The following is a 14,944-nucleotide window of genomic DNA, read 5'->3' as shown; positions in this document are numbered from 1 at the left end:
TGTATGTTTTAATAGGAAAAACCAACTTGAATAAATAGGGCAGCTTTAGGATTTAGTTACATTTATGGTATAAGTTGCAACAATATCATTATTGATTTTTAAATGCACATCATGTTGACCTCTATGTTTAAATTGGTGTTTGAACTGAATCCATCCGTTCTCAGATTTAATATCATAAATTTCCAAGACTTTTTCATTTTGATTAGACAACTTTATTAGAGATATATTTTTGTTTGAGATTTGTTTTAAAGATTTTAAACTAAAGTTAATCTCAGTGTTTTTTTTAATTTGAATATTCATTTTTTTAGGACTAAAAGGAATAATGTTTTGGATAAAAGTTTCTCCATAAACTAATGGTCCTGCAACAAAATCTTCTTGAATTAAAGTGTCATCTAAGAGCCATTTTTTTTGTAATGGATAATGACTTTTTGCAAATAATACAGGTTCAGCTAGAAAATAACCTCCATTATATTCTTTTACAAAGAGAGATTCTGAAATCATATAACCACTAGACCACGTTGCATCACATAAATACCATTTGTTATTTAAATTAACTGCAGTCCACGAATGATTAGGGTCTTCAAGTTTTTCTACATTTGAATCCACAGATCTAGCATAACCATCTATAATTTCACTTTCTATACCTGACAAATAACATAATTCTTTTATTAAATAGGCATAGCCTGTGCACATTGTTTTTTTCTGTTTCAATAGCTTTTTAAAAGCTTGTTTTCTAAAATCGTTGTTCCAATTCATAAAAGCAATACTGTCATTTTTTAGTTTTCTTCTCATACTAGAAACTGTATTATGCTGGCTTGGGTCTCCAACGATATTATTGCAAACCCAAGTGTAAATTGCTCTAAATTTTTCAACCTCAGTAGGAAGCTTTGAAGTTAGTTTATACGCAAGAGCTGGTAAATTATTTAGACTTGAATTTGCGTTAAGTTCTGCAATATTGTCTGCTCTTGTAAAGTCGATAGTATTAAAATCTGATCGTTGAGCATTGATTATATTGCAAATGAAAATTATAAATAATAGGATGCGTTTCATATTGAAAACTCTAGTGATTATCTGTTTTTTTAGAGGAGTATACTTCTTTTACAGCAACTTTTCCCATAAGTACAATTTCTGTCATATCCATGTCTACTTTAAGTACAATATTTGAAGCTGAACTTTCATCAGTAATAGTGACTTTTTGAGTGTCCATACCAAGGATGCTAAAAACCAATACATCCCCTTTTTTTAGCAATTCAGGGAACTCAAAATTGCCGTCAAAATCGGTTGTAGTACCAATATTTGTGCCTTCTAAAACCACATTAACTCCTATCATTGGTAAATTGTGTTCAGATACAGTTCCTTTAACAAAAATGTTGTTTTTAATGGTGACTTTTGAAGTTTTATTATCAGTTTCTTTTTTAGTGTCTTGAGCTTGAAGTGTTCCAAACGAAAATAGAGTTAGACAAGCCAAACCAATACCTCCAAAAAAACTAAGTTTTTTTGCTTGATTAGGTTTGTTGTAATAGGTTTTTAACTGATTGTTTTTAAACTTTCCGCAAGTGTTATTGTTGCTTTTATTTTTAAAATAGAAGATAATTTCTTCTGAGTTCATCGTTGTGAAATCAATGACTTCCTTTTCACAAGAAGTACAAAATCCACCTTTTTCAGTCGCTTTAAATTGATTAAAATTTTCTGAACAAGGCGTTTGAATGTTTAAGCTAAGTTGATTTTTCATAATATTAAGGTTTAAGTGTTATTATACCTCAAACCTAGAAAACTATAAGTTTTTATAAAATAGAGATTTAGTTAATGATGCTTTCTAATGAGTGAAACTTAATGTTTGACGAGTTTAAACAAAAAAAACCACCTTGAATTAACAAAGTGGTTTTGGTTATTTAGATTCTGCATCAAGTGCGGAATGACAAACTTATTTAATCATATCATAACTGCGTTTGATAAAGTTAGTCAACTCTTCACCTTTTAAAAGGCCTTGAGATAAACGTGCTAAATCTAAACTTTGCGTAATTAAACGTTCTTGTTTTTTCTTCGTCTTCGTATTTAATATGTCGCTAACCAATTCAGAATTTGTATTCACAATTAAGTTATACATTTCTGGCATGTTGCCAAACATATTCATTCCGCCACCACCAGTTTGTTGCATCTCTTTCATTCGACGCATAAACTCTGGTTGTGTGATAATAAATGGAGATTCATCACTATCCATAACTTCTAATTGCACAGAAAATTTTTCCTGCGGAATCGTTTCCTTCAATAAAGCGTCTAAAGTTGTCTTTTCTTCTTCGGAAAGTTTAGAAATTGCAGTCTCGTCCTTTTTGATGAGGTTATCAATGTGATCACCATCAACACGTGCAAAAGAAATATTTTCTTTAGTCGTTTCTAATTTCTGAATTAAATGCGATACAATTGGAGAATCGAGCATTAAAACTTCGTAACCTTTAGCTTTAGCAGACTCAATATATGAATGTTGAGCATCTTTATCTGAAGCATATAAAATAACAAGTTTGTCATCTTTGTCGGTTTGCTTCGCTTTTATTTTGTTGAATAATTCTTCATACGTGAAGAATTTACCATCTACAGTTGGGTATAAAGTAAATGCATCAGCTTTTTCAAAGAATTTTTCTTCGGAAAGCATTCCGTATTCAATAACGATTTTGATATCGTCCCATTTCGCTTCAAAATCTTCACGATTAGAATTGAATAACGATTTCAATTTATCTGCTACTTTACGAGTGATGTAAGATGAAATTTTCTTTACTGCTCCATCAGCTTGTAAATATGAACGCGATACATTTAACGGAATATCTGGCGAATCAATGACACCTCTTAACATGGTTAAGAATTCTGGCACGATGCCTTCTACATTATCCGTTACAAAAACCTGATTTTGATACAATTGAATTTTGTCCTTTTGCATATTCAAATCATTCGTCATCTTAGGGAAATACAAGATTCCAGTAAGATTAAATGGATAATCAACATTTAAATGAATATTAAACAAAGGCTCTTCAAATTGTGCTGGATACAATTCTCTATAGAAATTTTTATAATCATCACCTTCTAATTCGGTAGGCTGTTTTGTCCAAGCTGGATTTGGATTATTGATGATGTTATCAACTGTAATTTGTTTGTGAGGCTCAGTAGTTTCTTTGCCTTCAGCATCTGTTGTGGTTTGTGGTGTGAAATCTGGATCGTTTACTTCTTTTGTTCCAAATTTTATGGCAACAGGCATAAACTTGTTATACTTTAATAATAACTCGCTTATTCTTCCTTCTTCTAAGAATTCTGTTGAATCTTCAGCAATATGTAAAATGATTTCTGTACCTCTTTCTGTTTTATCAGACGCTTCTAATGTGAATTCTGGAGAACCATCACAAGTCCAATGTGCAGCTGGTTCATCTTTATGAGACTTTGTTAAGATTTCAACTTTTTCAGCAACCATAAAAGCAGAATAGAATCCTAGTCCGAAATGACCAATAATTCCAGAATCTTTAGCCGCATCTTTATATTGATCTAAAAACTCTTCAGCTCCAGAAAACGCAACTTGGTTGATGTATTTTTCAACTTCTTCAGCAGTCATGCCTAAACCTTGATCGATGATGTGAAGCTTTTTACCTTCTTTGTCAATCTTTACTTCAATTTTCGGATTACCATATTCAGTTTTAGATTCACCAATACTCGTTAAGTGTTTTAGTTTTAGTGTGGCATCCGTTGCATTACTAATAAGCTCACGTAAAAAGATTTCGTGATCGCTATACAAGAATTTTTTAATGAGCGGAAATATATTTTCTACCGATACATTAATGTTTCCTTTTGTCATGATATATGTATTTTTATTATGATTATTGTGATGTTCATGTAATGACAAAAAAAGTACCAAGACTAATAATGTGACAAACTGACATTTTTTAAAATATTATGCATGCATAACGATTGGGTTTCAGTTTAAAAAAAAGTAGGTCTTAAATAGTTAAATTGCGATACTTATTTAATACTAAATTTTATTATGTACAATTCCAAAATAATAGGTTTAGGACATTACGTTCCTGACAATGTAGTTACCAATGATGATTTATCCAAAATGATGGATACGAATGACGAGTGGATTCAAGAACGAACTGGGATTCAAGAGCGACGTTGGGCAGTGAAAGGTTCTGATGATACAACTGCCGGAATGGGAGTGAAAGCCGCTAAAGTTGCTATTGAACGTTCAGGTTTAGATAAGGATGACATCGATTTTATCATTTTTGCGACTTTAAGTCCAGACATGTATTTTCCTGGTCCTGGTGTGCAAGTTCAACATGCATTAGATATTAAAACAGTTGGTGCTTTAGATGTTCGTAATCAATGTTCTGGTTTTGTGTATGCACTTTCTGTAGCCGACAATTTTATCAAAACAGGAATGTATAAAAATATTTTAGTTATTGGTAGTGAGTTACATTCTCATGGAATGGATAAAACTACTCGTGGAAGAGGAGTGACTGTCATTTTTGGTGATGGAGCAGGAGCTGCAGTTTTAACACGAGAAGAAGATAATACTAAAGGAATTTTATCAACACATTTACACTCACAAGGAGAACATGCTGAAGAATTGGTGTTAATTGCTCCAGGTATGGGTAAACGTTGGGTGAATGACATCCTTGAAGATAACGATCCAAATGACGAAAGTTATTATCCACATATGAACGGACAATTTGTATTTAAAAATGCAGTCGTTCGATTTAGTGAAGTCATAAATGAAGGCTTAGAAAAAAACAACTTACAAGTTGATGATATTGATATGTTAATTCCGCATCAAGCCAATTTACGTATTGCACAATTTATACAACGCAGATTTAAATTAGAAGATCATCAAGTCTTTAATAATATTCAGAAATACGGAAACACAACTGCAGCTTCTATTCCTATTGCATTAACTGAAGCTTGGCAGGAAGGTAAAATAAAAGAAGGTGATATGGTTGTGTTGGCTGCTTTTGGTAGTGGTTTTACTTGGGGAAGTGTGATTATAAAATGGTAAAAAAAATCCGAAACTTTTCAGTTCCGGATTTCCTCGCTATTAACCAATTTCACTAAACACTAAAACTATAACTAGTGATATGTTAAACTGATTAACTTTAAAACTTATCACATATACTTAGACGCTAAAATTTCACTTTTATTATATTAAATTTCACTTTTAACGTTAATTAACACAAAAAAAGTCCGTAAGTATAACCTACGGACAATCTGCTATTAATCAATTTTAAAACTTTGTAATTATATAGGGCTAATTTAGAATCTCAAACCTATGTTGTTTAGATTTTGTCGTACTAAAATCTAATGCATTACATTGATTATCAAAATTTAACATAACTCTATAAAAAAGCCCGAAGCTTTTGAACTTCGGGCTTTAGCATTTAATAACCAAACTTAACACTAACCATCAACTATTACGCAGGCTATTAAATGTACTTTTATTTAGGCATGTTTTATAAAAAACCTCCACTTCCTGATTTTTCATTGTTATCTCTGTTTTTACGAGATTTTGCACGATACTTTCCGCCTCCAAATCTGTAATTTAAGCTAATATTCCAAGTATTGCTTTCCCAGTTAAATTCACCAATTTGAGGAAATGGTCTCTCTCCTTCAAACCCAAATTTCATAGTATCAAATACATCATTATAGCTAAAGCTAAATGTTGCTCTGTTATCTTCTAAGAAACTGTAACGCATCCCAAGGTTTACAAAATACATTGGTTTAACATTAAATTGTAAGGTTTTGTTTTCACCTCTATAGAAACCGAAGGCCGTAAATGCTAATTTTTGATTGACTTTAAAATTGTTAAACATTCTAAAATTCCATGCAATATTATCAACTTCAGTAATATTTGTTTCTATATCGTTCGTTGTAGCTGTTTCAATACTTACACCATCTCTAAAATTTTCGGCGATACCTTTTTGAGTTTGAGAGTAGAAATCAAAACTACCATTAATGCTCCACCATTTAGTTGGTCTATAGTTTGTTGACACTTCAATTCCATATGCTGATGTATCGTCAAAGTTATCATGAGTTAATATAACTCGACCAGAGTTAACATCGCTTCGGTCTATAAATAAAGCTCTATTAATTTCGTCTGAAATTGCACGATAAAATACGCCAGCAGTGATGCTACCTTTTCTGTTATTAAGTGTTCTTGTGTAATTCACTTCTAATGAATTGGTAAATTGTGGTTCTAGTTGTTGATTTCCAAATGCTGAAATTAAAGGCGTACTAAACTCTTTTATTGGGTTTACTTGTCCAATTCCTGGTCGATCAACCCTTCTACTATAGCTTAATTGGTATGAGTTTTTTTCAGAAGGTGTGTAGGTGAAAAATGCCGAAGGATATACTTCAACATATTCATTATCAAATTTGATTTCTGTAATTGCATTAGTAAGGACATCTTTCTGTAGTGCAACAGCGTCAATATTTACGTTTTCAACTCTAAGTCCAACTTGGTAAGTCCATTTTTCAAACTTCTTACTATAGGTTCCGTAAGCAGAGTAAATATCTCTAGTGTAATCAAAATCTGTGCTAGGTGTTGGTGCTAGATTTCCCATATCATTAAATGAATCACCTGTTGAAGAATATAGGATTTCAGAATTAAATAAACGCGCTTGAACTCCAACTTCTAATTTAGTGCTTTCAGATAATGGATTAACGTAATCTAAATTGATTGTAGTTCTAACTCTATCCGTATTATTGAAATCTTTATAATCGCTAAGTGGACCAGCTAATTGATTAAAATTCACTGGATTTTCTCCATCGTAGATGTTGTGATCGACTTCTAATTCAATATTAGAACCTTCTTTAGCAAAATCCAATTTGTAATCAAAGTTGTATTGCGCAGAGGTATTGTCTCCTACATTTGTGAATATTTGGTCTTGATTAAAACTCATGTCATTATAGAAAAATGCAGTAGTTCTACCTTTAGTTTTATTATCAGTAATATTTTGATTTGTAAAAACTGAAATGGTATTTTTATCATTAAGATAAAAGTCGACACCTAATTTGTATTGATGATTTTTACGTTTGTCTAAAAAACTAAAAATTTGTTCAGAGTTGTTTTCAGGCCTTTCAACATTACCTCTGTTTCTGTTTTTTGAAAAGTTATTACTATAGTTACCAAAAAAATTGAACTTTCCATTTCTGTAGTTTAAGTTTAAAGCACTGTTGAATTTTGCTTCACGCTCTTTACTAAGTCCAACATTTATATTACCATTAAAACCGATCATTGTATTTTTATGCAAAACAATATTTATAATACCACTCATGCCTTCTGGATTATATTTTGCTGAAGGATTAGTTATTAATTCGATAGATTTAATAGCTGTTGAAGGAATTTGTTTTAGTAATTGTGCCGTTGGGATATTTGATAATTTTCCGTCAACCATTACACGTACGTTTTGATTTCCTCTTAAACTAATATCTCCAGTTTGTGCATCTATACTAACAGATGGAATTCCTACCATGATTTCTGAGGCTGTTCCGCTAGCTGCTAAATCTTTACCAATTGTAATGACTTTTCGATCTACTTTTTGTTGTATTGTTGAAACTTCTGCAATAACAGTAACTTCATCTAAACTAGCAACGTCTTCTTCAAGAAAAACATCTCCAACTTTAATGTTGTAGTTGCCTTTTCCAATTAATAGTGTTTTTGTGGTTGTTTTAAAACCAATATACTGTACACTAAGTGTGACAGTGCCTTCAGGTATTTTTTCGATTTCGAAAGTACCGTCGTCTTGAGTTATTCCTCCAGTAATTGTATTGTTTTCTGAATCTGTTATAATAACATTTACATAAGGTAACGGTTCGTTTAGTGAAGCATCAATAACACGGCCTGAGATAGTGCCTTCTCTTGCTTTGATGTTTTCAGTTGGGTTTGCATAAGCTAATGTAGAAAGTAATAGCATACACAGAAGTGTGATTTTTTTCATTTTTTGATTGATTGAGTTATAAATTATTCTTTTCAGAATAGGTTGTTACCACATAGACGTTTATTTTTGAATTGTGTTACTGCTTTTAACATTACTTAACACCTTTTTAACAAAATCTAGGAGTTTGATTGAATTAACCAGCTATAAAAAAAAACAGTAAGATGAAAAAGACATTAGTTATTGGAGCATCATTAAAACTAGAGCGTTATTCTAATATTGCGATTAATAGATTAGTGAGCAATAATTATGAAGTGGTTGCATTTGGCTTGCGTGAAGGGACTGTTTCAGGTGTTGAAATAGATATTAATTTAATGCCTTATAAAGATGTGCATACAGTGACACTCTATTTAAACCCTGAACGTCAAAAAGCCTTTTATGATTACATTATGTCATTACAACCAAAGCGTGTAATTTTTAATCCAGGAACTGAAAATCTTGAATTTCAAAATGTATTAAAGCAAAACAATATCTTCTTTGAAGAAGCATGTACTTTAGTCTTATTAGGAACTAATCAATACTAGTTTTCTTGGTTATAAATAGTAAGCCCAAAAAGGTCAATAAACCATTAACGATTAAAATCTCAAAACCAATTTTGTAACCATTAAGTAATTCTTCTGAGTACAAATTGATAAAGTAGGAAAGTAGTGGTGCGACAATAGCAATAATCCAGACATAACGATCTTTAATATGCTTTTTTGTCAATATTCCAAAAGCAAATAATCCAAGTAAAGGGCCGTAAGTGTAACCAGCTGCTTTAAATAATTCCCAAATAACAGAGACGTCTTTAAATAATAAATCAAATAGCACAATTACAATGACTAAAATAAAACTAAATAGTATGTGAATTTGTTTGCGGACTCTTTTCTGGTCTTGTTTAGGTTTCTTATCTAATTCAATAATATCAATACAAAATGAAGTTGTTAATGACGTAAGTGCACTATCAGCACTGCTATAAGCCGCTGCAATTAAACCTAGTAAAAAGAAAGCGGAAGTAGCAATTCCAATTTCTGGTAACATGGCTATGGTTGGGAATAAATCATCTTTTTTTGCTGTAATACCATATTGCTCTGCATATTGTGTTAAAAGTAAGCCTAAAGTTAAAAACAAGATATTAACAAAAACCAAAATCACACTAAAACTCACCATGTTTTTTTGAGCATCCTTAAGGTTTCTACAGGTTAAGTTTTTTTGCATCATATCTTGGTCTAAACCAGTCATTGTAATAGTTATAAATATACCAGCAAAAAAGCTCTTAAAAAAGTATTGTGGATCATTCCCATCACCAAAAAAGAAGACTTTACTAAGTTTGTTATCAGCAACATTGGTATAGATATCTGAAATACTATTTAAATCTAAAGCACTAGCTAAAAAAGATATAGTAACAACAACTGAAACTAACATGAATAGTGTTTGAAGCGTATCTGTAAATATGATGGTTTTAATTCCGCCTCTAAATGTGTAAAGCCATATCAATGCTATGGTAATCATAACGGTTATAGGAAATGGGATTGGTTGGCCTTCATAAATATATATATGATCAAAAATGAGTAATTGTAAGACTTTAGCAACTAAAAATAACCTAAAAGCTGCACCAACAGTTCTAGATATTAAAAATGCAATGGATCCAGTTTTATAACTGATATTGCCAAATCGCTCTTTAAGATATGTGTAAATAGAAGTTAAATTCATTTTGTAATACAGAGGTAGTAAAACATAAGCTATAATGAGGTATCCAAAAAAGTAACCCAATACAACTTGAAAATAGCCAAACTGCTTTACTTCAACAGCTCCAGGAACAGAAATAAACGTGACGCCTGATAGCGAAGCTCCAATCATTCCAAAGGCAACTAAATACCAAGGAGCAGATTTGTTAGCCTTGAAAAAGGCCTCATTAGAATCTTCTTTTCCTGTGAAATATGAAATTAAAACAAGCACGCCAAAATAGGCAAGGATGAGTAAAATAATGCTGTTCGTCGACATGTTTAGGGTTTTAACAGATGTTTTTATTGAAAACTGTATATTTACAAAAAAAAATTGTAAACAATATTAAGTAATTTATTATTATAAATCTGTTTTCTAGTGGATAGAAAGTATGTCTATTTATTTTAAGTTTTTATAGTTTACCCAAAATTATTTAAAATGAAAAATTATTATCTCCTCCTTATTTTTTTAGTATCTGTTAGTACTTCTTGGTCTCAAGAATATAGACAAATGATTGCTAAGGGAACTTACACTGTGCAAGAAATTCAACAAAGTGCTGAAGCTTATTTTGCAGAAGTTGGTACCGAACGTGGAAAAGGGTATAAGCCATTCAAACGTTGGGAATATCAAGCTCTGCAAGATATGGATGAAAATGGAATGTTACCAACTCCTGAGTTCTATTACAACGAATTAATAAATTATAATAGCTATTTGAATCAAAATTTTGGAGCAGCTAGAACAGCTGTTGGTACTTGGCAAGCCTTAGGTCCAGATTATTGGAATCAAACTTCAGGATGGAATCCTGGTGTTGGTCGTGTGACTTCAGTTGCTGTAGAACCCGCAAACCCAAATCATATGATTGTCGGCGCTAATACAGGTGGAGTTTGGAGATCAGTTGATGGAGGTGCAAATTGGACAGTGCTTACAGATAATCTATCTAATCTTAATGTGAGCGCACTAGCTATGGATCCTACAAATACATCTACATATTTTTGGGGTTCTACTGGTGGAACAATTTTTAGGTCTACAGATTCTGGTACGACTTGGAACTTTTATTCTGATACAGGTAGTGGAACAGTGAACAAAATTCTCATAGATCCGACCAATACAACTAAAATGTATGCTTCTGTAGAAGGTGGAGGATTATATAAATCTGTAGATACAGGACTTAATTGGACAATAATTAATAGTAGCGCAACAAATGGCTATGACATAGAATTTAAACCTGGTGATACCAATACAATTTATGCCTCTGGAAATGAATTCTTCATATCTACAGATGGAGGAGCAACATTTGGAGCTCCAGAAACATTGACGCAATGGAGTCAAGAATACGTTTTAGGTTCAAATAATTGGTCTACAACAGGAGCTAATCAAGATAATTCAGTTACAGCGAGAACTGGAGTTGGAATGGCTATATGTTATGTAAGCAACTTTACATCACCAATAACAAATTTAGTTTCACCAGTCTTAAACCTTTCGGGAGCTTCTAATCCAGAATTAAATTTTTCATATACTAATGTTAATTGGGAAGGAGATCTAGATACATTAAGAGTGTTGTATAAAACTTCTGCAACTGGAAATTGGGTTGAACTAGCTAATTATACAGCAGAATCAAATGCGTGGACTGATATTGTTCTAAACCTACCAAATGCAACTGCCGATTATTATATTGCTTTTGAAGGGACAGCTAATTATGGTAGAGGGTTAACTCTTGATGATGTGTCTGTTAAAGATCCTACAATTGGGACTGTTTTTGAAGATGGCTTCGAAAGTTTATCAAATTCATTTTCTAATGGACCAAAAATGATTGGTGTGTCTCCACAAGATCCTTCTGTTGTTTATGTACTTGAAGCTTCAGGTGGAATATTTGGAGGTTTTCATAAATCAACAGATAGTGGAAACACATTTACAGAATTGGATCATGCAGGTAAAAATTACTTTGGTTATAGTTCTTTTGCAGATGATGATAGTGGACAAGCACCAAGAGATATGGATGTTGTAGTTCATCCTCAAAATGCTATGGATGTACATATAGCAGGTGTGCTATCTTGGCGTTCTACAGATGGTGGTGTTAATTTTAATATCACATCGCAATGGGTGCCAGGAAATGCGGCAAATCAAAATATAGGCTACAATCATGCAGATATTGATATTATGGAGTTTGTTGGGAACCCAACGGATGGGTACAAATTGTATACTGGTACTGATGGAGGTATTTATGTTGCTGATGATCCTCTCAATGTAACAAGTTCTTATTATAGAGATTTAACATCAGGATTATCAATAAGACAATTTTATAGAATTGGAATTAGCCAGACTGATCCAGTTGTAGTTTCTGGAGGTTCACAAGATAATGGGTCTTCTGTGTTAGGTGCTGATGGTGTTTGGAGAGATTGGCTTGGAGCTGATGGTATGGAAGCATTTGTTGATAAAAACGATGCTGATATCATATACGGAACTTCACAATCAGGAACCCTTTATAAATCATTTAACGGAGGTGTTAATTCTTCTTGGATAGCTTCTCCTGAAGGTAAAACAGGAAATTGGATTACGCCTTTTGAACAAGATCCAATACAGCAAAATGTGATTTATGTTGGGTATGACGAAGTGTATAAATCTACTAATGGAGGTAATGATTGGATCTCAATTTCGCAAGATTTTGGAGGTAACCTAGATCATTTAAAAATAGCACCAAGTAGTAGTGTATATATGTATGCATCTAGAGGAAGTAATCTATATAAAACGGAATCTGGTGGTATACTTGGTACTTGGAGTCAATTATCAGGATTTAGTGGTTCTATTAATTCTATCGCAATACATCCTACAGATCCAGATAAAATTGCTATTGCAACTACAGATGCTAGTAAAGTCTTTGTGTCTTCAAATGGAGGGACGACTTGGGATGCCTTATTATTGAATTTACCTGGTTTTAGTGCACGTGCACTAGTTTGGGATCATAGCGCTAATAATGGCCTATATTTAGGAATGAATTATGGTGTGTTTTATATTAATGATACCTTTACTGAATGGCAGCCATTTAGTAATAATCTTCCTAATGTTATTATTAGTGAACTTGAAATTAATACAGCAGATAACAAACTCTATGCTGCCACCTATGGTCGTGGACTCTGGAGTTCTGATCTTTTCGATGATACTCTAAGTGTAGATGATTTTGAACTGAATAGTATTTCAATGTTTCCTAATCCTGCAAAAAATCAATTCAGTTTATCTTGGAATAAAGGTGAAAAAGTAGCGATTAAGGTGTATAATTCATTAGGAAAACTTATGTTTTATACTAAAGAACAAAGCTTGATAGATCCTTTTAAAATTGATACTTCTCAATTTAATTCAGGAGTATACTTCGTAGCTGTTAACAGTTTAAATGGAGTAGTCACTAAAAAACTTATTATAGAGTAAATTTTAATGTAACATAGTATAAAGCCATTTTCAATTTGAAAGTGGCTTTATTAGCTTCATATTAAATTGTAATTTCGCACTTATGGAATTTTCTTCAAAATTACTTGAAAATGCAGTCAACGAAATGTCCCAATTACCTGGAGTTGGTAAGCGAACTGCATTGCGTTTGGTACTTCATTTATTGCGTCAGCCAGAATCTCAAACATTGAACCTTGCTGATTCTTTAAATGCTATGCGAAGCAAAATTAAATTTTGTAAAAGTTGCCATAATATTAGTGATACAGATCTTTGTGAAATTTGCGCCAATCCACATCGTGTAGCAAATACCATCTGTGTGGTTGAAGATATAAGAGATGTAATGGCTATTGAAAACACGAGTTCATTTCGTGGTTTATATCATGTTTTAGGTGGAAAGATTTCTCCAATGGATGGTATCGGTCCAAATGAATTAAATATAAAATCTTTAGTTGATAAAGTTAAAGAAGGACATGTAAAGGAGCTTATTTTTGCACTTGGTTCTACGATGGAAGGAGATACAACTAATTTCTATATTTATAAACAAATCCAAGAATGTAATGTGATTACGTCAACCATTTCTCGAGGAATTTCTGTAGGAAATGAATTAGAATATACAGATGAAATCACTCTTGGAAGAAGTATCATTAATAGAATTCCTTTTGAAACCTCGCTAAAATCATAATTCTTTGAAGTTATCTGTAATCATATTAAACTATAATGTTCGTCATTTTTTAGAGTTATGTCTGCAAAGTGTTGAAGCTGCATTAGTCAATATTGATTCTGAAATTATTGTGATAGATAATCTGTCTTCTGATGAGAGTTGTGACATGGTAAAAGCCACCTTTCCGAAGATAAAACTCATTCAGAATACAAAAAACTATGGCTTTTCAAAAGGAAATAATATTGGTGTTGCTCAAGCAAAAGGCGACTATATTTGTATTTTAAATCCAGACACAGTAGTTGCTGAAGATACTTTTGAAACCTTGCTTCATTTTGCCAATCAACAATCAAATCTCGGGATTTTAGGTTGCAGACTCGTAGATGGACAAGGGCGATTTTTACCTGAAAGTAAAAGAAATGTACCTCGACCAATAGTAGCTATCAAAAAGATTTTGGGCTTCTCAAAATCGTATTATGTATCAGACCTTGATGAATCGGGAATCGGGAATTCGCCTGTGTTCGTTGGTGCATTTATGATAATGAAAAGAGCCATTTACAGTCAAGTTAAAGGGTTTGACGAAGATTATTTTATGTATGGTGAAGACATTGATTTATCGTATAAAGTAGAACTAGCTGGATACAATAACATTTATAATGGTAATACAACTATAATTCACTATAAAGGAGAAAGTACGCTTAAAGATCAAACCTACGCCAACCGTTTTTATGGTGCAATGCAAATTTTTTACAATAAGCACTTTAGATCAAATTTTGTTTTTGATACTTTAGTCTGGTTAGGAATTAAATTAGGACCAGTTTTACAAAAAACATCAGTTTTTACTGAAACTAGTCCTAAACAGTATGCATTAATCTCTTCTCAGAATAATTCTTCAATTAGCTGCATCACAAATCAAGAGGTGAAATGGTATTCTCAATTAGAATCCTATAAAGACAATACAGAATACATTTTAGACAATAATCACCTCAGTTTTAAGTCAATCATCGAAATCTTATCCAATACGCCTAAAAATTGTACTGCGACCTTCAAAATTCTGCCAAAAAATTCTAACTTTATCATCGGAAGTAATAGCTCTAAAAGTAGAGGAGCTGTTATACAACTCAATAATAATTAATTGAAAAAATCGCAACGATTGTGTTGATTTTTCATTAATTTT

The 14,944-nt window shown here is 32.2% G+C and carries 10 protein-coding genes; 5 read left to right on the top strand and 5 right to left on the bottom strand.

Features of this window, described 5'->3' with window-relative positions; translation table 11 throughout:
- Nucleotides 1-45 precede the first annotated feature (45 nt).
- The 3 genes from MUN68_RS12880 to htpG form a co-directional block, all read right to left on the bottom strand.
- On the bottom strand, nt 46-1,050 hold the full coding sequence (locus MUN68_RS12880) for a transglutaminase domain-containing protein (protein WP_249995963.1): 1,005 nt from the start codon (nt 1,048-1,050) through the stop codon (nt 46-48).
- Between the two features lie 10 nt (nt 1,051-1,060).
- Nucleotides 1,061-1,732, bottom strand: a complete 672-nt coding sequence (locus MUN68_RS12875; protein WP_249995962.1) for a carboxypeptidase-like regulatory domain-containing protein — start codon at nt 1,730-1,732, stop codon at nt 1,061-1,063.
- A gap of 192 nt (nt 1,733-1,924) precedes the next feature.
- The gene (htpG, locus tag MUN68_RS12870) at nt 1,925-3,835 is read right to left on the bottom strand and encodes a molecular chaperone HtpG (RefSeq protein ID WP_249995961.1); all 1,911 of its coding nucleotides are present in this window, start codon (nt 3,833-3,835) and stop codon (nt 1,925-1,927) included.
- A gap of 186 nt (nt 3,836-4,021) precedes the next feature.
- Between htpG and MUN68_RS12865 the strand changes: the two genes are divergently transcribed.
- Entirely contained in the window at nt 4,022-5,032 is a 1,011-nt protein-coding gene (locus tag MUN68_RS12865; protein WP_249995959.1) for a 3-oxoacyl-ACP synthase III family protein, read from the top strand.
- A 451-nt stretch (nt 5,033-5,483) separates the two neighbouring features.
- Here the strand turns inward: MUN68_RS12865 and MUN68_RS12860 are convergent, their stop codons facing one another.
- On the bottom strand, nt 5,484-7,970 hold the full coding sequence (locus MUN68_RS12860) for an outer membrane beta-barrel family protein (protein ID WP_249995958.1): 2,487 nt from the start codon (nt 7,968-7,970) through the stop codon (nt 5,484-5,486).
- Nucleotides 7,971-8,131: 161 nt separating this feature from the next.
- On the opposite strand from MUN68_RS12860, the gene MUN68_RS12855 reads away from it, so the two are divergent.
- Nucleotides 8,132-8,491, top strand: a complete 360-nt coding sequence (locus MUN68_RS12855) for a CoA-binding protein (protein WP_249995956.1) — start codon at nt 8,132-8,134, stop codon at nt 8,489-8,491.
- On the opposite strand, the gene MUN68_RS12850 is transcribed toward MUN68_RS12855, so the two are convergent.
- Complete coding sequence (locus MUN68_RS12850) at nt 8,478-9,950, bottom strand: sodium:solute symporter (RefSeq protein ID WP_249995955.1); 1,473 nt, start codon at nt 9,948-9,950, stop codon at nt 8,478-8,480. The genes MUN68_RS12855 and MUN68_RS12850 overlap by 14 nt on opposite strands.
- Before the next feature lie 159 nt (nt 9,951-10,109).
- On the opposite strand from MUN68_RS12850, the gene MUN68_RS12845 reads away from it, so the two are divergent.
- The 3 genes from MUN68_RS12845 (at nt 10,110) to MUN68_RS12835 (ending at nt 14,902) form a co-directional block, all read left to right on the top strand.
- On the top strand, nt 10,110-13,091 hold the full coding sequence (locus MUN68_RS12845; RefSeq protein ID WP_249995953.1) for a T9SS type A sorting domain-containing protein: 2,982 nt from the start codon (nt 10,110-10,112) through the stop codon (nt 13,089-13,091).
- Between the two features lie 82 nt (nt 13,092-13,173).
- Entirely contained in the window at nt 13,174-13,791 is a 618-nt protein-coding gene (gene recR, locus MUN68_RS12840; RefSeq protein WP_249995952.1) for a recombination mediator RecR, read from the top strand.
- 4 nt (nt 13,792-13,795) lie between these two features.
- Nucleotides 13,796-14,902 carry a glycosyltransferase family 2 protein gene (locus tag MUN68_RS12835; protein ID WP_249995951.1) on the top strand — a complete coding sequence of 369 codons (1,107 nt, stop codon included), beginning with the start codon at nt 13,796-13,798 and terminating at the stop codon, nt 14,900-14,902.
- Nucleotides 14,903-14,944: the final 42 nt, after the last annotated feature.

The organism is Psychroserpens ponticola (assembly GCF_023556315.2).
Lineage (GTDB): Bacteria > Bacteroidota > Bacteroidia > Flavobacteriales > Flavobacteriaceae > Psychroserpens > Psychroserpens ponticola.
The sequence above is the reverse complement of the archived record's forward strand: the minus strand, read 5'-3'. Positions and strand labels throughout refer to the sequence as shown.

Bases quoted from the DNA above. Each gene is read 5' to 3' on its own strand.
- MUN68_RS12880 (WP_249995963.1), bottom strand. From the start codon at position 1,050: ATGAAACGCATCCTATTATTTATAATTTTCATTTGCAATATAATCAAT.
- MUN68_RS12875 (WP_249995962.1), bottom strand. From the start codon at position 1,732: ATGAAAAATCAACTTAGCTTAAACATTCAAACGCCTTGTTCAGAAAAT.
- htpG (WP_249995961.1), bottom strand. From the start codon at position 3,835: ATGACAAAAGGAAACATTAATGTATCGGTAGAAAATATATTTCCGCTC.
- MUN68_RS12865 (WP_249995959.1), top strand. From the start codon at position 4,022: ATGTACAATTCCAAAATAATAGGTTTAGGACATTACGTTCCTGACAAT.
- MUN68_RS12860 (WP_249995958.1), bottom strand. From the start codon at position 7,970: ATGAAAAAAATCACACTTCTGTGTATGCTATTACTTTCTACATTAGCT.
- MUN68_RS12855 (WP_249995956.1), top strand. From the start codon at position 8,132: ATGAAAAAGACATTAGTTATTGGAGCATCATTAAAACTAGAGCGTTAT.
- MUN68_RS12850 (WP_249995955.1), bottom strand. From the start codon at position 9,950: ATGTCGACGAACAGCATTATTTTACTCATCCTTGCCTATTTTGGCGTG.
- MUN68_RS12845 (WP_249995953.1), top strand. From the start codon at position 10,110: ATGAAAAATTATTATCTCCTCCTTATTTTTTTAGTATCTGTTAGTACT.
- recR (WP_249995952.1), top strand. From the start codon at position 13,174: ATGGAATTTTCTTCAAAATTACTTGAAAATGCAGTCAACGAAATGTCC.